Raw genomic sequence first — 21,264 nt, 5'->3', positions numbered from 1 at the left:
CAAAAGTTTACAAGCAGTTTCGGCTTATTTTTTATTGACCCGAATGATTAACGGTTCATTTATCGGGATGAACGGTTCATTTATCGGGATAAACGTTTCATTTATCGGGTTAAACGTTTCATTTATCGGGTTAAACATTTCATTTATCGGGTTAAACGTTTCATTTATCGGGTTAAACGTTTCATTTATCGGGTTAAACGTTTCATTTATCGGGTTAAACGTTTCATTTATCGGGTTAAACGTTTCATTTATCGGATTAAACGTTTCATTTATCGGGTTAAACGTTTCATTTATCGGGTTAAACGTTTCATTTATCGGATTAAACGTTTCATTTATCGGGTTAAACGTTTCATTTATCGGGTTAAACGTTTCATTTATCGGGATGAACGGTTCATTTATCGGGATGAACGGTTCAAAACTATGAACAAAAAATCCCAAAACGAACTACTAAAAAGCCCTTGCCGGAAATGGTGAGGGCTTAGTTGTTGTATTATCGCACACAAAAGTTTAATAGGATTTGTCATTTGCATAAAAAAGGGTTATACTTGCACCATGATTTTAAGATTAGAATGTTGCAAAGTACGCTTATTCGAAATAGAATAATCAAATAGATAAGATATACAGTTTATGGGGTTGAGAAGATAATTTACGTAGCGTAATTACTACAATTTAAAAGCAACAAGATAAGAATACGGATTTTTTGAAGGGCAAAAGACCCGAAAGCGCTTTTCGAATAAGTAATGTATGTTGTTTAGAGAAATAATTATTGAATAAATTTTTACAAATAAATCTTAAAAAAAACAGCGAGACAACAAATTATACATGTCATTAAACATACATCATTTAGAAAACGAAATAATTGACCAATACCTCTATGACGAACATCCAACAAGACCTTGGATTATCGGGTTTAGTGGCGGGAAAGATTCCACAATGCTTTTACAGGTAGTTTGGAATGCTCTAAAAAAAATTGAACCCTCCTTACTGACAAGACAAATCTATGTTGTTTGCAATGATACTTTGGTAGAAAATCCAAGAATTGTTAAATTTATTAACAAAACGTTAAAGCAGATTCAAAAACAGGCAAATCTAAATCAGTTTCCGATTATCGTCGAGGAAACTAAGCCGAAATTGGAAGACAGCTTTTGGGTGAGGCTGATTGGACTTGGCTATCCTGCACCAAACAAGTTTTACCGCTGGTGCACGGAAAGGCTAAAAATAAATCCTACTACAAGGCTGATTACCGAAAAAATCGGTGAAAATGGGGCAGCCATCATTTTACTCGGTACAAGAAGCGATGAAAGTACAAACCGTGCAGCCTCAATTAAACGCCATGAAGTAAAAGGACGGCGGCTGCGTAAACATCAATTGCCGAACACTTATGTATATGCACCAATCAAAGATGTAACGACAAACGAATTGTGGCAATATCTCAATCAAGTTCCCCCGCCTTGGGGCGGCACGCACAAAGAATTGGTAACGCTTTATAGAAACGCCAATAGCGGTGATTGCCCTTTAGTCATTGACGATACAACACCAAGCTGCGGAAACAGCCGTTTTGGTTGTTGGGTTTGCACTGTAGTAAACAAGGACAAATCGATGGCAGGATTGATTGACAACGGAGAAGATTGGATGCAACCCTTGGCAGACATTAGAAACTTCCTGATTGAGACAAGAGACAATCCCGAAATTTGGAGAGAACAACGCAAAATGGATGGTTCAATTAAAGAAGGGGTTTGGGGTCCGTACAAATTTGAAACCCGAGTTGAAATTCTGAAACGAATTTTAAAGGCACAAAGAACAATACAAACCTACGAAAAAATTGAATTGATAACACACCAGGAAATGGTGCTAATTCAATACCATTGGTTCAGAGATTGTTTCTTCGGCACAAAAGTATCTGAAATTTATAACAGCATTTTTAAAACACAAATCAATATGGGCAAACAAGAAGAAAAAATTAAACAAGAAGTTGACCTTCTAAAAAAGTCATGTACACAGGAACCAATGGATGTGGAGTTGATACAAGACCTATTGGCATTGCAAAAAACCAAAACACTAATGATTCGCAAAAGAGGTTTGCAGTCAGATATAGACAATCGCTTGAATCTGTTTATTGAAGAATTAGAGAAAGCTGTTCGTTTGAATTAATTGAGCGTACTCGTTCGGGTCGGGCTTTCATCTGAATTCTTTGCCCTGCGGGACAAAAAGGGTTTTAGCAATAACACCTAACTCAAAACCAATAACATAACAAGTGTGCAAGAAACATTACAGAAATATCTCGAAGCAATTGAAAATCTAAGAATAGATAAAGCACACGGGTTTGCTCCGCACAAACCTATTCTTCTACTTTCTATATTACAAACATTTCAGAACGGAACAAACAACAACCAAAGAATTTACATCAGCCCTGAATTAGTTGCATTATTCAAATCGAATTGGAGTTTATTGGTTACATCAAATCACGATTGCCGTTTTGCCTTACCTTTTTATCATCTAACAAACGATAAGTTTTGGAAACTAATTCCAAAACCAGGATTTGAAAATATTCTTCAACTATCTGCATCTATGCGAAGTTTTGCAAATCTAAATGCGGCTGTTGATTTTGCTATAATAAATGAGGATTTACTCGCTTTAATGAATGACAAAAAAAGTAATGGAATTTTACAACAGTTTTTATTGGATAAACACTTTCCTGAAACAGAAAGCAATTTCAGTAATTCATCAGGTGAGCAACAAAAACTATTTGATGATATTGAGAAAAAAATATTAAACGAACCATCTGAGGAATACAGGCAAGAAATAAAGAACTTAATAAAGCAAAAAAATGAGGAGGAGATTTTTTTAAGAGGTTGTTTGTTTAAAAGAGAAATTCCTAAAATCTACAACAATACTTGCTGTATTTCAGGTATGAGAATAGATGCAACAATTTCTGTTTCTTTGGTGGATGCCTGCCATATTGTTCCATTTAGAGTGAGTTATGATGATACGGTTACAAATGGAATTGCCTTATGTCCAAACCTTCATAGAGCCTTTGATAGAGGACTTATAGCAATTGATGAAAACTACAAAGTAGTTGTTTCAAAAACTTTTAGAGAAAATGAAACGAATTACAGTATTAGAGCTTTTGAAAACAAGGAAATTAATTTGCCTAAATTGGAAACCTACTACCCGTTATTAGGAAACTTTGAATGGCATAGGAATAATATTTTCAAAATATAAAAATGGAGTTAAAAACAACCATACCCGAATCTTTTTTAGACCTCTTTTATAAGGAGATTGAATGTGATGTCCCGAACACTCATTCAAAACTCAATTTATATATTCTGAAAATTGAAAACAACGAGTTCTGCTATCCTGAATTGATAGACAATTTGCGTAATCACTTTATTTCATTTTCCCTTTCACGAAAAGTAATAAATGACTTTATAAAAGATAATCGTTGGGGAGAACTTTATACAAAAGCGGCTTCAAAGTTCCGTGATTATAATGTTAATGAAGGCGAAGCAGGAGAGCTTTTGCTTTTCTGTTTTCTTGAATCACACTTAAAAGCCCCTAAGATATTAACCAAGCTGGAAATAAAACTTTCTTCAAAAGATTATGCAAAAGGTTCTGACGGTATTCACTTACTGAAAGAGACTGATACAAATTATCAACTCATTTTCGGAGAATCAAAGATGGAGCAAAAACTAACTACATCAATTTCGAATGCATTTGCATCCATAAACGATTTCAGAACAAGAACTAAGAACAATATCAATGATGAAATTGGCTTATTGAACTCACAACTTTGTAAAGAAACATTTGATGGACACTCATATCAGTTTCTCAAATCGGTAATCATGCCTAAGGCAAATTCAAAGAATCCAATTACCAAGAACAATGCCTTTGCAATTTTTGCTGGCTTTGAACATAACCCCACACCCGAAGAAAGAAGTTTAAGCAATGTTGATTTTCTAAAGCTGATTAAAGATAAAATTAAAAAAGAAGTAGGGGGTAAAATGAACCACATAAAAAAAAAGATTGATGAATATGATTTACACGGCTATACTATCTATGTGTATGTATTTCCGTTTATGAAGTTGGATGAAACACGAAAAGAAATCATCAAAAAAATAACTTTAGCTGAATAATGATTGAACAATTAGCCTATGATGTTTTACATGACAACTATTTTGCAACACTTCAAAACAAAGCGGCAAAATTGTTCGCACAGGAATTGTTTTCAGAAACTGGTTGGCAAACTAATTTTACCGATAAAGAATTTCGTGACCTTCTGAGATTTGCGGACATACTTTCAAATTCCAAAAAGCCCGAAGCAAGAAATAAAGCATATCAGGTAATCACATTGCTCAATCACCAATTTCGAAATGAGCCTTACTATCGAACTTTTGCACATTCAGTTTTAGCAAAGCTGGGCAACTTTCCTGGGATTGAATATTTGAAGAATGAAGACAAAAACGATTCTGAGTTGCCATTTGAAAGAGAATTTGAAAAGAAAGTCAAAGCATTTACTCAGTCAGTTCCTGATACAGACAATTTAATTTTTACTGATTCGCAATTTGAACTTTATACCAAAATCAGTAACTCAAAGCATTTTAGTTTTTCGGGACCCACTTCTATGGGAAAATCGTTTGTCATCAAATCATTTATCAGAAAAGTAGTTGGCAATAAGCCGCCTGAGAACATTGTTATCATGGTTCCGACAAGAGCATTGATAAATCAGTTTTCGATTGACCTAAATAAAGAATTAAAAGATATTTTCGAGCATTACAATTACACAGTAGCGACTAACAGTAATGTTTCGGAATTACACTCGGAAAATCAACAACATTACATTTTTGTTCTAACACCGGAACGTTTACTAAGTTATTTATCACAGAAGAAAAATCCAACATTCTCTTACCTGTTTGTTGATGAAGCACACAAACTTGCTGCTGAAAAGGACACAAGAGCAATAACTGCTTACTCAGCTATTTCAAAATCATTGAAACAGAATAAAAACCTCAATCTTTATTTTTCTTCTCCCAATGTTTCCAACCCTGAAGTGTTCTTAAAACTATTCAGGAAAGATGAAAAATTGAACTATAAAACGAAAGAAGCCCCTGTTTCACAGAATTTGTTTTTTGTGGACATGCTTAAAGAAAAGGTTACTCATTACATAGATTCTGAACCTTACGATTTTGAGCCAAGCATAGTGAAGAAAGCGGGCAGCATTAATGATATTATTTCAAAAATAGGTGGAAGTGAAAGCAACATAGTTTACTGTAGTTCACGTTTTGATGCTGTTGACAAAGCTGAAAAGTTGTTCAGTTACTTTGAGAAATCTGAAATAGAGGTTTCAAGCAATGTAAAAAAGGTTGTAAGGCAAATTAAAGGTTACATTCACAAAGATTACTACTTGGCTGAATTTCTTAACAGAGGAATTGCTTATCACTTTGGAAACCTTCCTCAGATAATCAGGGCAAAAATTGAAGCATTGTTTAAAGACCGGGAAATCAATTATGTATTTTGCACTTCTACGCTTTTAGAAGGTGTAAACATGCCGGCAAAAAATGTTTTCATTCTGAACAACAAGAACGGTAGAAACGATTTTCAACCGATTGATTTTTGGAATTTGGCAGGCAGAGCAGGCAGGTTGAAAAATGAACTGTCGGGTAACATCATTTGCCTAAAAGAGAGTGATAAAACTTGGAAGACGCATGAAGCACTTTTAGAAAACAAAGATGATATTGCTTTAAACCCTTCGGTTGAAAATTACATCGATAAGAAGTTGAAAAAGATTGAACAAGTGCTAAATGAAAACCCCAACATAAAAGAATCTGACACAATGAAGGATATCCTACGGTATATCGCAAACATTATCAGTATTGATACACTTGAAATTAAAAGAGCTAACTATGAAAGTGAAATCATTAAGAAACTTATTATAGACAACAAAAAGGAAATAATTGAATTGGCAGAAAGTAAGAATGGGCAAATTGATGTTCCTTCTACGGTACTTAACACAAATAATTCAATCAATCTGAAAATTCAGAATGAAGTTTATCTCAGTTTGCAAAAGCAGAATAGCAGATATTCTGAAATTAAACTACCTGCAAGGGTTGACTATGAAACATGCAAAGCATGGTTGTATAAATTCTATACTATTTTTAAATGGCAGACAGAAGAAAAGCACTTAAAATCAAAAAAACAACTTGGCTACTTTGCAATGCTTATGAATCAGTGGATAAATGGTATTCCTTTGAATCGGATAATCAGCCAGTCAATCAAATTTTACAATGACACAGGTCGAACCATTATGACGGGTTATGGAGATACCGGACAGAAGTTTGAACCGTTTAATGGAAGCAAACAACACATAAACATTTTAATAGGAAACATTATTGAAGATATTGAATATGTATTGAGATTTTTGTTTGAAAAATATTTCAACAACTACTACGCAATGCTTGTGGTAATTTTAGGAGAGGAAAATGCAGGAGTCAATTGGGCTACCTTGCTTGAATACGGAACACAGAACTCAATTATAATTGCATTGCAGAATTACGGTTTGTCCCGGCATTCGGCAGATTTTCTTTTCAAGAATTACAAAGAATGTTTGACAATAGAAGGCGACAAGTTAATTGAAATCAATTCTAGAAAATTGAAGTTGAGATTAAGTAAGGATGCGATTGAGTATGATGAAATTAGTTCAATATTGTTTTAAGCAAAAAAAATCAAAATGGGAATCTACATTTTCCTTTCAGTCCTTACGATTCTCTTAATCGTAAACATCATTCACACACTCCGTATTGAAAAGACAAGAGATAAGCTGATTGCAGCAACCAAAGAACTTGACAATACAAGTGTGAGAACAAGAACAATTGGACGGAAACTCAAAGAGGTTCAAGCGCTCCCTGCTACCGATTCAAAATTGATTTTGGAATACAGGGAAGATGAAAGCGATGATAATATTGATTTTTAACTAACCATTGAACGAAGACTGTTTACAACATTCTTAACAGCGTCTATAACAATCTCAATTTCCTTTTTCGTGTTGTATTTGCCGAGAGAAAAACGGATGCTGCTAAAGGCTGCAATTTCATCTAAGCCCATTGCAGTCAAGACATGAGAAGGTTCAATAGATGTAGAAGTGCAAGCGCTTCCATTGCTTACAGCAATAAGCGGCAAATCATTTTCGGGATTGCTTAAACCCATAATAATCGCATCGGAATCAGTGCCACGAAACAAAATGTTTGAAGTATTAAAAAGACGGGCAGCAGTATTTCCGTTAACTGAAGTTCCTTCGATTTTGAGTAATTCAGTTTCCAAATAATCTCTCAAAGCGCCAATGCTTTCTTCATTTTTTGATAACTCCTTTTTTGCAATGGCACAGGCTTCACCCAAAGCAACAATGCCGGGAACATTAAGCGTTCCGCTTCTCATTCCCCTTTCGTGTCCTCCACCATGCACCAACGCAGGTATTTTCACACGGTTCATTCGTTGCCTCACATACAATGCTCCAACACCTTTGGGAGCATATAATTTGTGACCACTCATACAGAGCAAATCAATTTCAAGAGCATCAACATTTACAGGTATTTTACCAACCGCTTGAGTTGCATCGCACATAAACAAAGCTCCGGCACTATGTGATAGCTCGGCTATTTTGTTGATTGGTTGCAAAACACCGGTTTCATTATTGGCTAACATGACCGACACAAGAATTGTATCATTACGCAAAACCCTTTCAAGTTTTGCCATGTCAATTAAACCATCCGATTTGACAGGCAGGTATGTTACTTCAAAACCTTTTGTTTCTAAGTGTTGACAAGTATCCAGTACAGCCGGGTGTTCCGATGATACAGTTACAATGTGTTTTCCTTTCTGGATGTTATATTCAGCAACACCTTTTATGGCAAGGTTTATTGCTTCGGTTGAACCGCTTGTAAACACAATTTCGTGAGGCTCCGCACAAATTAACTCCGACACTTGAATTCTTGCAAACTTGACAGCTTCATAAGCATTGACTCCAAACCGATGAGTGCTATTTGCATTTGCAAACTCGTTGGTAAGAAATGGCATCATAGCATCCAAGACCCTTTTATCAATTTGAGTCGTGGCGTTATTGTCGAGGTAAATGACTTGTTTTTTAGCTTCCATTCCTTTAAGACAAATTTAAGACTCTGATAGAGCCTATTTCACTACTACCCACCCAGCAAACACATTAAACCACCGAGATCTAAGGGTCAGTCCCTTTAAATAATTCGTTCCTTCAACCCCCGCCAATCGATTCAACAAAAGTTTCCCCCCTCTAATAAAGTTCCCCCCCTCTAAAAACAATTAGGAAAAGTAATACTCCCGGGATGCGTAGCAAACTTCAATGCAGTTGTACGTGGGTCGCAGGCCAACAGGTCAATGGAGGCATCGGTTAGTTTTACATTTTCGATAAATTTGCTGTAGCGGGAGGCAAACAATCCCAAACCACCTTCTACATTGGAATATTCGAGAATGTTTTGACTGGAGGTTACGCCAAATTGAGCGAACGTTACATCGTTGTAGGTTTTTAAGTCGTTGCTTCCTGCGTGAATATAGAAATCGAATGATTTAAAGAAGCGACGTTGTACGGAGTCGACATTGGAAAGGTTTTGCAATAGTACATTAAAAAATGCTTCTACATTCAAATCATAAGTAACCCGGCCTTGCTCAATGGAGGTTTCTCTGTTGAGGTTAGAAAACACATTCCATTTAAGGGTTTTGGGGAGGGTAACAATTGAGCCATTGGCATCTATTCGTTGTTCGTCGTATTTGACGATTAAATCCATATCGTAAATCCCCACATTATTGGAAGGCGACCACCGCATTGTGTAGTTTTCACTCAACAAACTGACTTCGAAGTTTGGGTCAGGGCGGATGGCATCGAAATTGTCAATTACCGGTGTTTGGGCGGTGATAATTTTACCATCAGCGGTAGTAATTTCTACTTTATAGATATAGGTAGCATTTAAGGCTGCTGAAGTTTTGTACAAAAAATAAGGATTTGAAGCAAACAATCCTTCGTCTTTTACCAACCCTTCATCGGCAGCATTCACCTTTTCGAGGGTTAGGGTTTGTTTCAGGTTATTTTGATTGTCATAAGCTTTCAACAACACCTCTGCCGGCGGATTATGATAAAGCGAATCTGAAATGGGCGCTATTTCAAGCGCGCTGGTGTTTTGGCTTAAAAACGCTTTGTTGATACGAATATACTGGTTGGTTTTTCCCTTGTCGAGCAACCCGTAAATAATAGTAATCTCTTCCCAATCGGCAGCAACATCAAAATCAGTACTACAAGAATTTATGAATAACGATACAACTAAAAGAACGCTTAATAAGGCTTTGGTTCGGGTAAAAATAAATTTCTCCATTGGGCTAAATTGGTAATTTTGCTTCAAAAGTACCTGTTTCAGCGGTATTTTCACACAACTTTTGCAGATTTCAGTATTTTGCAACCCAATTGTCGGTTTTTTAACTCACTTTAACATTCATACTTACTCATGTCCATCCATAAACGAATAGATGTAAAAAGGGTAACCACCCATGTCTTGCAAGCCATGAAAGATCAGGAAGAAAAAATCTCCATGCTTACGGCTTACGACTTTTCGATGGCTCGAATTGTTGATGATGCTGGTATTGATATTATTCTTGTTGGAGACTCGGCTTCAAATGTAATGGCAGGACACGAAACTACCTTGCCCATCACCCTCGACCAAATGATTTACCATGCCTCCTCTGTGGTAAAAGCCGTCAAACGAGCTTTGGTAGTGGTTGACCTGCCTTTTGGTTCTTATCAGGGAAATTCTAAAAAAGCACTTGCCTCTACCATCCGTATCATGAAAGAATCCGGAGCACATGCTATAAAATTAGAAGGGGGAAGAGAGGTCAAAAATTCAATCAGCCGCATATTGAGCGCAGGTGTTCCTGTCATGGGGCATTTAGGGCTTACCCCACAATCAATTTATAAATTCGGGACTTATACAGTAAGAGCAAAAGAGGAAGAAGAAGCCGAAAGATTGATAGAAGATGCCATTTTATTGGAAAAAATTGGATGTTTTTCCATCGTGGTCGAAAAAATTCCCGCCATATTGGGACAAAGAGTGGCTCAGGCTGTCAGCATCCCCATCATAGGAATTGGCGCAGGTCATTTTGTGGACGGACAGGTTTTAGTACTTCATGATATGCTCGGTATTACACAGGATTTTAACCCCCGATTCCTGAGAAGATACCTCAACCTCTTTTCAGACATAAAAAGTGCTGTTCAAAATTATGTAGAAGATGTTAAAACCGGTGATTTCCCCAACGACAAGGAGCAATATTAAACGGTCAGGTTTGCCTTATTTCTTTTTAACCCTGTCAAAATATGCCTCCTTTAAAAATCCTGATAATCCGGCTCAGTTCAATAGGCGATATTGTTCTGACTACCCCCGTAATCAGATGTCTGAAACTTCAAATTCCTGATATTGAAATTCATTTTTTGACCAAACCGCAATTTTCCGGCATCCTGAGATCAAACCCTTATATCTCAAAAATCCACTTTTGGATGAATTCGGTCAGGCAAACCGCAGAGGTACTTAAAAAAGAAGATTTTACTCACCTGATAGACCTGCATAACAACCAACGTACTTTATTGCTCAAATGCAACCTTAATATACCGTCAAAATCTTATCAAAAACTGAACCTTCAAAAATGGCTGATGGTGCAGTTTAAATATAATTGCCTCCCTAATCTGCATATTGTGGACAGGTATTTGGAAACTGTTTCATTTCTGGGTGTACAAAACGATGGAGCGGGGCTGGACTTCTTTATTCCTTTTGAAGAAGAAGTAAACATTGCTCAAACTTTTCCACGCTTGGGGTCAAAACATTTTGTGGCTATGCCTGTTGGGGCAGCTCATGCAACCAAATGTCTTCCATTTCATAAACTGCTTAATATATGCGAGCTTTTGAAGATGCCGGTCATTGTACTTGGAAACGAAAAAGATGGTGAAACCGGGCAAAAACTTTCTCAAAAGCTACCCAATCAGGTTTTTAACGCATGTGGAAAGTTCAGCCTTACGCAGTCCGCTTCCATAATTCGTCAGGCAACCAAAGTTATTACACCGGATACAGGGTTAATGCACATTGCTGCGGCTTTTAACAAACCCATCATTAGCATTTGGGGAAACACCATTCCGGAGTTTGGAATGTATCCATATTTACCACTAAAAAACCCTTCTAACTCGACTATGTTCGAGGTTTCGGGACTAAGCTGCCGCCCTTGTTCAAAAATCGGTTTCGAAGCTTGTCCAAAAAAACATTTCAGGTGTATGGAATTCATTGATGAAAACCACATCGCTGATTTGGCTAATGAGTTATGAAAAGAATATTTAGTGTTGGATTTAATCTGTAAACAATTTGTAAATCTCTTTTCCAAATCCTTCTTACATTTGCCAGTATTAAGGACATAAAGCCAACAGGGAACCGTGTAGAATACAATTGTATTGAATTAAAACCACCAACCGACTAAACCATCCTATTTAAACCATGAAACATCTACTTATCAACTGGCGAAACCTTTTGGAAACTCAAGCATTTGGTGTATGTTCCTATATTGGCGATAAAATGGGCATTCCCATCAGGCATATTCGTTTGTTTTTTGTCTATACTTCCTTTCTAACCCTTGGTTCACCTTTGTTTGTCTATATGACTATGGCTTTTGTGCTCAATCTTCGAAATTATGTCCGTAGCAGCAAAAAAGTTCTGACCAACCTCTGATTATCCATCCTTCCCTATCTTATCAACCAAACCGCAGATACATGTCTAAGCGCAAAGAACTTAAAAAGCAGAAAACAAAATCTGAACATACTGGAAGTTTAATCTCTATAAATCGCAAATTGTGGATTCCCTTAAGCGGAATTTTGCTGTTAACCCTCTTAGTCTATCTCCCCTCTATTTCCAATGAGTTAATCAATACCTGGGACGATGGGCTTTACATCACTGAAAACCCGTTTGTAAAAAGCCTGAACGCTCAGAACTTAAAAACTATTTTTACGCAACAAATTGCTTCCAATTACCACCCTCTGACCATCTTGTCTTTGGCAATTGATTATCAGATTTCAGGGCTTTCGCCGGAGTGGTATCATATTGTCAATCTGATATTTCATTTATTGAACACAGTACTGGTTTTCTATTTTACTTTTGCTCTGTTTGGCTACAAAAACGAATATGCAGCATGGGTAACGGCTGCAATTTTTGCCCTCCACCCCATGCATGTTGAGTCTGTTGCCTGGATTTCAGAACGCAAAGATGTCTTGTTTACTGCATTTTTTCTGCTTTCACTCATTTCATACCTTAAATATATAGAGTTAAATTTTCCGGTAAAGTGGTATTTACTCACTGCTTTGTTTTTTGTTTTATCAGTACTTTCTAAACCTTCTGCTGTTGTATTGCCATTAGTGTTGCCATTGATTGACTACCTGAAAGGGCGCCGGTTTGGGGTAAAAATGATGCTGGAAAAAGTAGCATTATTACCCATTTCTATTGCGATCGGGTTAGCAACAGTCGGTATTCAATCTAAAGATGCAATGCCGGAGTTCGCCCGTTATTCGTTTTTACAACACATTCAGTTTGCGTCATATAGTTTTCTGAACTATATCGTCCGGTTTTTTGCTCCGTTTAAACTTTCAGCACTTCATCCCTATCCGGCGCTTACCAAAGGAAGTTTGCCTCTTGTTTTTCAGATTGCACCGTTTGCCGCCGCACTATTTGTAAGTGCTGTGGTTTGGAGTGCAAAAAAAACACGCTATCTGGTTTTTGGAGTGGGGTTCTATCTCGTCAATATTGTGTTGGTTTTGCAGTTTGTCGAAGTAGGGCGTGCCATTATAGCCGAGCGATACTCCTATCTTCCATATTTAGGGCTTGCCATTCCATTGACTGCCGGTATCAGTTTGTTTCTTCAAAACAGACCTCAGTACAAAAACCTGATTTGGGGCGCAACGGCCGTTGTACTGCTATTTTTCAGTCTGCTCACATTTCAAAGGGTAAAAGTCTGGAAAAACAGTGAAACACTTTGGACAGATGTAATTAATAAATATCCCCGTTCAGATGTGGCTTATGATAATCGGGGTGTATATTACCGAAGCATCAAACAAAACGACAAAGCAATGCAGGATTATAACAAGGTGATAGAAATCAACCCACAATATCCACTGACCTATAACAACAGAGGTAATATTTATTTCGATCAGATGAAAGACGACCTCGCTCTTGCCGATTATAACAAAGCCTTGCAGTTAGACCCCGAAAACGTTAAAGCTCTCACCAATCGAGCTATTATTCATGTAAGGGGAAAACGATACGAAGAAGCAATGCGGGATTTTGACAGTGCAATAAAACTCGACCCTAGTTTTTCAAGCATTTACTTTAATCGCGGAATACACTATGACCTTCTCGATCAAAATGAGCTTGCCCTGAAAGATTTTACAAAGTATTTAGAACTCGACCCAAAACATGATGGTATCTGGAATTCTAAAGGAGTATCAAAACAAAAACTCGGACGTTATGAAGAATCTCTTCAAGATTTTAACAAAGCCATCCAAATCAACAATACCATCCCACAATACTATCTGAACCGATCCTACTCTTACAATGCTATGGGAAACAAACAGGCTGCATTATCAGATGCTCAAAAGGCTCAAAAAATGGGATTGCAGGTTCCTGCCGATTACTTACAAGGGTTGCAAAATTAGTACTTCAACTTACCAACCAAATAACAAACAATGAAAAATTATCAAACTGAAATTAAATGGGCTTTGATTTTTGTAGGTATGATGCTGCTTTGGATGTTCCTTGAAAAACTGGCCGGTCTGCACAGCATTCATATTGACAAACATCCGATATATACTAATTTTGTGTTTATTCCTGCCATAGCAGTATATGTATTTGCCATGCGTGATAAAAAAAAGAATTTTTACAACGGAACCATGACATACAAACAAGGCTTTATTTTTGGAATAAGCGTAACATTAATTATCACCTTGTTAAACCCCCTTACCCAAAGCATTATATCCCTATTAATTTCACCGGAATATTTCCCAAATGTCATTGATTATGCAGTTCGTACCGGAAAAATGACCCAGGCTGATGCCGAAAATTATTTTAATCTGAAAAGCTATATTATACAAGGTACAGTAGGATCATTCATAATCGGAACAATTACTTCAGCCATTGTTGCATTTTTTGTTAAAAGTAAAACTCCCTCCAATTCCTAACTCAAACAAACGCCTCAACCATACAGGGTTAATTCCAAATTTTATTAAGCCAAAACACCTGTTGCATAAAAAAACAACAGGTGTTTTGATTTATACAAACCTCCCTGACTTGTTATAGGGATATGAGAAATATTATAGCCTTTGATTTGGTGATTGTTATATTTTCTTATGTTTATCATTTAAAACTATGACAGTATATAACTTTTAGGTCGAAAGCTGTATTATTGTTTTAGACAATAGGGCTTTCAACAAAGAAAGTAAGCCGATTATACCCGAAATTGTTTTTCTTGTCTTCCTGCCACCTTTCAGTTCGGCACTCAATCCCTTTTATACAATATCTCAGCACACCAAAAGAAAGTTCACCAACCGACACTTCATAAGTCCGGAGCAAATCAGCCTATACTTTACTGAAACAATAAAAAACATGATGCCGAAAATGGTAAATTCCATCTGCTTAGATGCCTTTTAAGCTGTTTAGCATGTCATTTTTGCATTTCTCCTTAGGTTTAACTGATTCCTCCTTAGGTTTAACCGATTCCTCCTTAGGTTTAACCGATTCCTCCTTAGGTTTAACCGATTCCTCCTTAGGTTTAACTGATTCCTCCTTAGGTTTAACTGATTCCTCCTTAGGTTTAACTGATTCCTCCTTAGGTTTAACTGATTCCTCCTTAGGTTTAACTGATTCCTCCTTAGGTTTAACTGATTCCTCCTTAGGTTTAACTGATTCCTCCTTAGGTTTAACCGATTCCTCCTTAGGTTTAACTGATTCCTCCTTAGGTTTAACTGATTCCTCCTTAGGTTTAACCGATTCCTCCTTAGGTTTAACCGATTCCTCCTTAGGTTTAACCGATTCCTCCTTAGGTTTGGTAATTACTCCTTAGTTTTGGTTATTACTCCTTAGTTTTTTACAGACATCGTAAGTTTTTTAAACCGATATTTCACAAATCTTGAACAAATCATTGGTTTCATTTCCGGAGCAATATAAAACATTACGCCGGAAATGGTAAAATCCACCTGTAATAACCAATAAATCTGCTTAGAATGTCATATTCGTATTTCAATTCAGAATAGTCTAACAATAATACAAAAATCATTCTTTGGCATGAAAAACCCACTTTACTGACTGCTAACAAGCCGAGAAGATTTAGTATAAAACGTTCTAAAATTCTGAGTATCAGTACCTGATTTGAGAAACCCCCAAAATACTTGCGTTAGGCTGATAGTAATTAAAATCGGCAACTGTTACACTTCTATCCAAGGAAGCGTCTGCAGGATAATAGCCGTTTACAAAAGATGACTGCTGAACAAAAAGGTTGTAATCGGACACGGTTATCACCCCATCTCCATTCAAATCGCCTGAATGAAGTGCGAAAATTCCGGTTCCTAAGTTTTTAAGCTGGTTAGTTCCCATAGCTTGTGTAGCTGCTGCCGTGAAACTGTAAGCACTCGAATTAGGAATGGCGACTGTTGCACTGCTAATTACATCGAGGTGATTTCTATGGCGAACAACAATAAAATAACTTGCAGGTGAAACATTCCAGAACGAAACCCCATCGCTTCCGGGGTCAACAATACTTCCATCGGTTAATAAAACAGCTGCTTTTTTATCGGAAACTGTGTTGCTATTCGCAGCACTTCTCAACTCGACCAATACCCAGTCCACCATATTTACAGGAGGAAAATTTAAGCATTCCTGACCTGCATAATTCCAGGGCGCGCCACTGTAAGGCTGTGCTAAAGGAAGTACTCCTAAGCTATTGAGGTTGTTGGTTAGTAACCCTGTGTTTGAGTCATAAGCCCCTTCAAGCATAGCTTTGACCTTTACTTTTACCGGTGAAATGTTTCCATTGGTTATTCGCACACAGACATTGCCATATAAATATCCAAAAGCATTTTTGACAGAAGCAATCTGAACATAATAGGTCGTGCCCGATGTCAGGTTGCTTACCAAAACAGGATCGCCACATTTATCAGGATTTTCGAGGCATACAACTTGTGTCAGACTTCCGCAACTGCCGGTATAAAGAGAAACAGTGTGATTAAAATCTGCCCCGGAACTAATCCTAACTTGCCCGGAAGCAGGAGCAACAAACCGATACCAAATAGAAGCATCGGGGAAAATATTACAGGAGGGAGTAGGACCATCCATTGTTGCCAAAAGGTTAGAGCCGGAAGTGCAGGCTGTTGCACCAACTGTTAAGAGGGTAGAATTAGAACAGACATCATTGGTAGGTGCACCTGACGGAATATTGCTTACCCGAACACATACATCTCCCCAAAGTGAATTGAAAAAACTGCTTACCTGAAGATAATAAACATTGCCTGAACTTAGGCCTGAAGCGTAAAGTTCTCTGCCCATATCGTTACAGGCAACCTCAGTTAAACCGGCACAGTTTCCACTGAACAATGTAAGGGTTTCGGCAAAATTTGCGCCAGATGAAATGACAACACTGCCACTGGCAGGGGCGATAAAATTATACCAGATAGAATGGTCGGCCTTATTGTTAAGTGAAGGGATTGGACCATCCATATCTGCAAACAAGTTCTGACCTACAGTACAAGTTTGATTCATAATCAGAGGAACTGAATTTATACAAAGGTCGTTACCGGGAGGTGTAGAATTGCTGCCGCCGTTAATCAGAGATAAACAAAAACCTCCCTGAGTAGCACCAAAGGTGTGAGTAGCTCCACTTATCCTAACATAATAGGTAGCCCCGTTTGATAGACCGGTTAAGTATTTGCTTTCACCCTCAAAGCCGAAAACATCATTGTTAAAACATGCAATTTCTGTCAGTCCGGCACAAGAACCGCTGAAAATAGTTACAACATCGTTGAAGGTTGCATTCGTTGTGAAAGTGATATTGGAAGAAGGAGCGGTAAATTTATACCAGACAGCACCATCAGTATCAGTTTCACAAGACGGGAGCGTACCATTAAAGGTATTAAGTGCATTAGCACCTGAGGTACAGTTTCCTGAAACAATCAGGGTTTCCGCATTGGCACAGGTTACGCTTGATGTGCCTTTGATTTCAAAATTATCTATTCCTGCCCACCAAGATTGTCCTCCACCATCTTTATATTTAAAAAACACATAGGTTGTTGAGCCTCTGAATGCAGAGATGTCAAGTGTTTGATGAGTATTTTGGCTATAAAGTGTGCCGGAAACATTTTCTCGATAAGTAGCTATCGGAGTTCCGGGTACAGTTGTAGAAGTTGACACATAAATTTCGAGAGAGGAGTTTAACACTTCATGTTTGCGAAAATGCAAATCAAATTCCAACGTAATTTTAGCATAAGCAGAAGTATTGACTGAGGGAGAACGCAACCAAACTCCATTTGCCTGTGTGGTATTACCCAAAAGATCGTCATCAAAAAAGACAAAGCAACTTCCGTTCATAGTTGAGCCCATTGCATCGGGGTTTGTCGGTGTTCCAAGAGTCCAGTTTGCACCTGCAGGCAAAGAATAAGTAGTCCAACCGGAAGCAGCAAGTCCGGTACATGAATTGAAATTCTGCGTATATAAAACGCTGTCAGCCAACGAGTTTAGACTGTTTAAACATAAAATCAAAAACGGAACTAAACGCAGGTTAATGGTGGATTTTTTATATCTCATTGTCTCAGAATTTAAGTGAAATTTGATAACCCTCGAAATCAATGTGTAAAATCGGAATTTTTTTTGCAAAAAATAATACTCCAAAAATTATTTGAAAAAAAATTGGCTAACTTGGCCTTGAAAAGGACGCAGAACAGAAATCAACCGAATAAGTTAAAGCAAAAAGGTCTTCCAAAACTTCCTTAAATTTATCGAAGCCTATGTCAACAACAGATTGCATTACAGGAAATATAAGTCCTTATGTTCCCTCTGTTTCCAAGCCATGGAATAAACTGCGAATTCAGCATCTTTACAGAAGAATGGGTGTAGGTGCAACACCTCAACAAGTAGAAGCTGCTTTGTTATTGACTCCTTCTGCCTTGATTGACCAGATTGTAGATCAGGCAGCAGCCTTACCCCTATCCCCTACTCCAATTTGGGCAGACTATACCTTAATTCCTTTATATGGTTATACAAGTGCTGCCGAATTTGGAAACGAAGCCAGAAATCACATGCGCGAATGGAGAAGAAGACTGCTCACAGATATCACCGTCAATGGGTTCAGAGATAAATTAGTTTTGTTTTGGCACAACCATTTCGTTACCGGTTGGAGTACTTATACCTGTTCCAAATATCTTTATCAGTATCACCGTTGTCTTCAACAATATGGATTGGCAAATTTTAAAGATTTTGTTTATGAAATAGGAAAAACACCGGCTATGCTGATGTATTTAGATGGAGCTTTAAGTACTAAAAACAATCCCAATGAAAACTATGCCCGAGAACTATTCGAGTTATTTACACTTGGAGAAGGAATAGGATATACTCAAGCTGATATTGTCGCCGCTTCCCGTGCTTTGACAGGTTGGCGGGCATCCGGCGGTTCTTGTATTGATGCATGGTTCGACCCGACACGATTTGATACCAATAGTAAAACCATTTTTGGCCAAACCGGCAACTGGAACTATGACGACCTTCACGACATTTTGTTCCAATACCGCGCCAGTGAAGTGGCCCATCACATTTGCCGTAAAATTTATCAGCACTTCGTTTATCCTCAGGCAGATGAAACCATCGTTTCCGCTTTAGCCACTACTTTCATCAATAGTAATTTTGAACTTGTTCCTGTTTTTAAGCAATTGTTCAAAAGCAATCACTTCTTTGACGATATTTTTATAGGAGCAACAATTAAAAGCCCTGCTGCCTTTTTTACAGGTCTCCTTCATCAACTAAATATAAGTTATGACGATACTCTGTTAAACTATATAGCAGACGGTTGTGGTTTGCTCGGTCAGGTTTTATATGAACCAATTGACGTAGCAGGTTGGCCGGGACATCACGCATGGATAACAGAGGATACTCTTACAAGACGATGGGATATCGTAAGCGATTATCTGGCATCCGGAGTAAATGCTGCTACTGAAGATAACTGGGTTCAACTTGCTAAAGATTTGACCAATGACTCAAATGACCCGGCTATAGTAGCTGCAGCCATAGCTGACTATCTTTTGCCTAACGGACTTTCAGATTCAGCTATGTATGACAGCGCAACACAAGTTTTTAAAGCTGACATTCCTGAAAACTATTTTCAGGATTATTCATGGAACCTGGATTGGCCGGAAGCGTCTGACCAAATTGCTGCATTACTTGGCTACCTGATTAGATTACCAGAATTTCAACTCACTTAACTACTATCATTATTATGTGCGATCATCACGAACACAATCATATATCTAAGTCCGGTCTTGACGAAAAAACACAGGACGGCAGTGCTTTGGAACATGGCAAACTTCATGATAAAGCCCATAAATCATGGAGCCGTCGAAATTTCCTGTTAACCGGAGGTTTGGCAGCAATTGGTTCTTCCTTAACTATCAACGGACTTAATATTCATGCCCTGGCCAGATCTCCTTTATTGGCGGCATTGAGCAATGCCAATACTGATAGGGTTTTGGTGCTAATCAGGCTTAAAGGTGGTAATGACGGACTAAACACTATAATACCGGTTTATGATTACGGTACTTATACCACTCATCGTCCGGATATTGCTCTGCCTATGGGAAACATTGTGATGCTTGACAATGATGCCGGAATTGGAATGCATAACGGGCTAACCAATCTGCACCCTTTATGGTTGGCCGGCAAAATGAAAGTAATTCATAACGTTGCATATCCCCAACAAAACCTTTCTCATTTCAGATCATCTGATATATGGTCAACTGCAAGTAATACTAATGAATATTGGTCTTCAGGTTGGTTGGGACGTTTTCTTGAACAAGAATATCCGGCATATCTCGAAGCCCCCCCAAGTGTTCCCCCTGCAATTCAGATAGGTTCAGAAAGCAATCTCATGTTTAGAGGTGAAAACACAAGCATGTCTTTAGTAATTAATAATCCAAACGAGTTTTACCAAATAGCACAAAGTGGACAGCTTTACGACACCGAAAATCTTCCTGATTGTTTCTATGGAAGCGAATTAGGATTTATGCGTCAAGTTACCAATAGCTCTTTTAGGTATTCTCAAGCTATTAAATCTGCTTATGATTCTTCAACTGCCGCAGTTACTTATCCCTCTAACAATTCCTTAGCCACAAATTTAGCAATCATTGCCCGTTTAATAAAAGGAAACCTGGGCACAAAAGTGTATATGGTATCTATAGACGGTTTTGATACACATGCTAACCAACTAACAGGTCAAAACACGCTCTTTAACCGGATAGGCAATGCAGTACAAGCCTTCTATAACGACCTTCAGGCTACAGGGCATAATCAGGATGTCTTAATTGCAACCCATTCTGAGTTCGGAAGAAGAGTTTTTCAAAATGGTTCTTTTGGTACTGATCATGGAGAGGCAGCACCTGTAATTTTATTAGGAGATGGTTTAGAAGGAAACGGCTTTGTTGGAACTGCTCCTAATATTGCACAAAGCAATTGGGTTGGACCGGGTAATATTCCTTATGAAATTGATTTTAGACGTATTTATTCTACTTTACTTCAGGATTGGTTTTGTATGCACCCTGCAATAGTTGATGCAGTCTTGGGACATGTTCATACAAGGATAGAAGGATTGGTAAACGCTTGCCAACCAAGTATTGGTTCAAACGACACTGCAGTGTTGCTCGGACATCAACCTGATTATTCAGAATACGGGGCAACAACTATTAAATACGCTATTTTGTCAGGAGGCACTGTACGTTTACGTATTATGAATAAAGCATCCCAACCTTTGGTTACCTTGTTCAACAGCTATCATGACAAGGGAAGTTATAAGTTTCATTTTAACTGGCTGGAATACAATTTGCCTGCGGGAGAATATATATATCAGCTTGATTCAGGTGGTAAAACTTATAATCGCCTTTTTGCTGTTGGTGAGTGATAACCTATCTATAAAATCAAAAAGTTA

At 37.8% G+C, this 21,264-nt stretch carries 17 protein-coding genes; 14 read left to right on the top strand and 3 right to left on the bottom strand.

Translation table 11 applies throughout. The annotated features are described in order from the left end of the window. The first annotated feature begins 43 nt into the window (after positions 1–43). From IPM47_11395 to IPM47_11370, 6 genes are all read left to right on the top strand, one after another. A complete protein-coding gene (locus tag IPM47_11395) occupies positions 44–424 on the top strand; it encodes a hypothetical protein (GenBank protein ID QQS27510.1) in 381 nt (126 codons plus the stop codon). 398 nt (positions 425–822) lie between these two features. Then, complete coding sequence (gene dndC, locus IPM47_11390) at positions 823–2,151, top strand: DNA phosphorothioation system sulfurtransferase DndC (GenBank protein ID QQS27509.1); 1,329 nt, start codon at positions 823–825, stop codon at positions 2,149–2,151. 105 nt (positions 2,152–2,256) lie between these two features. Then, entirely contained in the window at positions 2,257–3,222 is a 966-nt protein-coding gene (locus IPM47_11385) for an HNH endonuclease (GenBank protein QQS27508.1), read from the top strand. 2 nt (positions 3,223–3,224) lie between these two features. Continuing rightward, a complete protein-coding gene (locus IPM47_11380; GenBank protein QQS27507.1) occupies positions 3,225–4,133 on the top strand; it encodes a DUF1837 domain-containing protein in 909 nt (302 codons plus the stop codon). Continuing rightward, on the top strand, positions 4,133–6,709 hold the full coding sequence (locus IPM47_11375) for a DEAD/DEAH box helicase (GenBank protein QQS27506.1): 2,577 nt from the start codon (positions 4,133–4,135) through the stop codon (positions 6,707–6,709). The genes IPM47_11380 and IPM47_11375 overlap by 1 nt, the downstream gene beginning before the upstream one ends. A gap of 15 nt (positions 6,710–6,724) precedes the next feature. Next, positions 6,725–6,967 (top strand): hypothetical protein, encoded by a 243-nt coding sequence (locus IPM47_11370; GenBank protein ID QQS27505.1) that lies wholly within the window; start codon positions 6,725–6,727, stop codon positions 6,965–6,967. Here IPM47_11370 and IPM47_11365 read toward each other — a convergent pair. After that, the gene (locus IPM47_11365) at positions 6,964–8,145 is read right to left on the bottom strand and encodes a cysteine desulfurase (protein QQS27504.1); all 1,182 of its coding nucleotides are present in this window, start codon (positions 8,143–8,145) and stop codon (positions 6,964–6,966) included. The two genes, IPM47_11370 and IPM47_11365, sit on opposite strands and share 4 nt — an antisense overlap. 170 nt (positions 8,146–8,315) lie before the next feature. Continuing rightward, on the bottom strand, positions 8,316–9,389 hold the full coding sequence (locus IPM47_11360) for a DUF4249 family protein (GenBank protein QQS27503.1): 1,074 nt from the start codon (positions 9,387–9,389) through the stop codon (positions 8,316–8,318). 129 nt (positions 9,390–9,518) lie between these two features. On the opposite strand from IPM47_11360, the gene panB reads away from it, so the two are divergent. From panB to IPM47_11330, 6 genes are all read left to right on the top strand, one after another. Next, complete coding sequence (gene panB / locus IPM47_11355; GenBank protein ID QQS27502.1) at positions 9,519–10,340, top strand: 3-methyl-2-oxobutanoate hydroxymethyltransferase; 822 nt, start codon at positions 9,519–9,521, stop codon at positions 10,338–10,340. A 41-nt stretch (positions 10,341–10,381) separates the two neighbouring features. Then, the gene (locus IPM47_11350; protein QQS27501.1) at positions 10,382–11,377 is read left to right on the top strand and encodes a glycosyltransferase family 9 protein; all 996 of its coding nucleotides are present in this window, start codon (positions 10,382–10,384) and stop codon (positions 11,375–11,377) included. A 166-nt stretch (positions 11,378–11,543) separates the two neighbouring features. Next, entirely contained in the window at positions 11,544–11,774 is a 231-nt protein-coding gene (locus tag IPM47_11345; protein QQS27500.1) for a PspC family transcriptional regulator, read from the top strand. A gap of 41 nt (positions 11,775–11,815) precedes the next feature. Then, on the top strand, positions 11,816–13,747 hold the full coding sequence (locus tag IPM47_11340; GenBank protein QQS27499.1) for a tetratricopeptide repeat protein: 1,932 nt from the start codon (positions 11,816–11,818) through the stop codon (positions 13,745–13,747). Positions 13,748–13,777: 30 nt separating this feature from the next. Then, complete coding sequence (locus IPM47_11335; protein ID QQS27498.1) at positions 13,778–14,269, top strand: DUF4199 domain-containing protein; 492 nt, start codon at positions 13,778–13,780, stop codon at positions 14,267–14,269. Positions 14,270–14,748: 479 nt separating this feature from the next. Next, positions 14,749–15,150, top strand: a complete 402-nt coding sequence (locus IPM47_11330; GenBank protein QQS27497.1) for a hypothetical protein — start codon at positions 14,749–14,751, stop codon at positions 15,148–15,150. A gap of 293 nt (positions 15,151–15,443) precedes the next feature. Here IPM47_11330 and IPM47_11325 read toward each other — a convergent pair whose 3' ends face one another. Further along, positions 15,444–17,882 carry a choice-of-anchor J domain-containing protein gene (locus tag IPM47_11325; GenBank protein ID QQS27496.1) on the bottom strand — a complete coding sequence of 813 codons (2,439 nt, stop codon included), beginning with the start codon at positions 17,880–17,882 and terminating at the stop codon, positions 15,444–15,446. Positions 17,883–18,082: 200 nt separating this feature from the next. Between IPM47_11325 and IPM47_11320 the strand changes: the two genes are divergently transcribed. Together IPM47_11320 and IPM47_11315 are read left to right on the top strand one after the other, a co-directional pair. Beyond that, a complete protein-coding gene (locus IPM47_11320) occupies positions 18,083–19,549 on the top strand; it encodes a DUF1800 domain-containing protein (protein QQS27495.1) in 1,467 nt (488 codons plus the stop codon). A gap of 14 nt (positions 19,550–19,563) precedes the next feature. Continuing rightward, positions 19,564–21,237, top strand: coding sequence for a DUF1501 domain-containing protein (locus tag IPM47_11315; protein ID QQS27494.1), 1,674 nt, complete (start codon positions 19,564–19,566; stop codon positions 21,235–21,237). Positions 21,238–21,264: the final 27 nt, after the last annotated feature.

It is taken from the genome of Sphingobacteriales bacterium, from assembly GCA_016700115.1.
Classification (GTDB): domain Bacteria; phylum Bacteroidota; class Bacteroidia; order Chitinophagales; family UBA2359; genus UBA2359.
This window is presented reverse-complemented; position numbering and strand designations above follow the sequence as displayed.

What these genes read in the sequence shown, in the direction of transcription:
- IPM47_11395 (QQS27510.1), top strand. Translation starts at nt 44, where the DNA reads ATGATTAACGGTTCATTTATCGGGATGAACGGTTCATTTATCGGGATA.
- dndC (QQS27509.1), top strand. Translation starts at nt 823, where the DNA reads ATGTCATTAAACATACATCATTTAGAAAACGAAATAATTGACCAATAC.
- IPM47_11380 (QQS27507.1), top strand. Translation starts at nt 3,225, where the DNA reads ATGGAGTTAAAAACAACCATACCCGAATCTTTTTTAGACCTCTTTTAT.
- IPM47_11375 (QQS27506.1), top strand. Translation starts at nt 4,133, where the DNA reads ATGATTGAACAATTAGCCTATGATGTTTTACATGACAACTATTTTGCA.
- IPM47_11370 (QQS27505.1), top strand. Translation starts at nt 6,725, where the DNA reads ATGGGAATCTACATTTTCCTTTCAGTCCTTACGATTCTCTTAATCGTA.
- IPM47_11365 (QQS27504.1), bottom strand. Translation starts at nt 8,145, where the DNA reads ATGGAAGCTAAAAAACAAGTCATTTACCTCGACAATAACGCCACGACT.
- IPM47_11360 (QQS27503.1), bottom strand. Translation starts at nt 9,389, where the DNA reads ATGGAGAAATTTATTTTTACCCGAACCAAAGCCTTATTAAGCGTTCTT.
- panB (QQS27502.1), top strand. Translation starts at nt 9,519, where the DNA reads ATGTCCATCCATAAACGAATAGATGTAAAAAGGGTAACCACCCATGTC.
- IPM47_11350 (QQS27501.1), top strand. Translation starts at nt 10,382, where the DNA reads ATGCCTCCTTTAAAAATCCTGATAATCCGGCTCAGTTCAATAGGCGAT.
- IPM47_11345 (QQS27500.1), top strand. Translation starts at nt 11,544, where the DNA reads ATGAAACATCTACTTATCAACTGGCGAAACCTTTTGGAAACTCAAGCA.
- IPM47_11340 (QQS27499.1), top strand. Translation starts at nt 11,816, where the DNA reads ATGTCTAAGCGCAAAGAACTTAAAAAGCAGAAAACAAAATCTGAACAT.
- IPM47_11335 (QQS27498.1), top strand. Translation starts at nt 13,778, where the DNA reads ATGAAAAATTATCAAACTGAAATTAAATGGGCTTTGATTTTTGTAGGT.
- IPM47_11330 (QQS27497.1), top strand. Translation starts at nt 14,749, where the DNA reads ATGTCATTTTTGCATTTCTCCTTAGGTTTAACTGATTCCTCCTTAGGT.
- IPM47_11325 (QQS27496.1), bottom strand. Translation starts at nt 17,882, where the DNA reads ATGAGATATAAAAAATCCACCATTAACCTGCGTTTAGTTCCGTTTTTG.
- IPM47_11320 (QQS27495.1), top strand. Translation starts at nt 18,083, where the DNA reads ATGTCAACAACAGATTGCATTACAGGAAATATAAGTCCTTATGTTCCC.
- IPM47_11315 (QQS27494.1), top strand. Translation starts at nt 19,564, where the DNA reads ATGTGCGATCATCACGAACACAATCATATATCTAAGTCCGGTCTTGAC.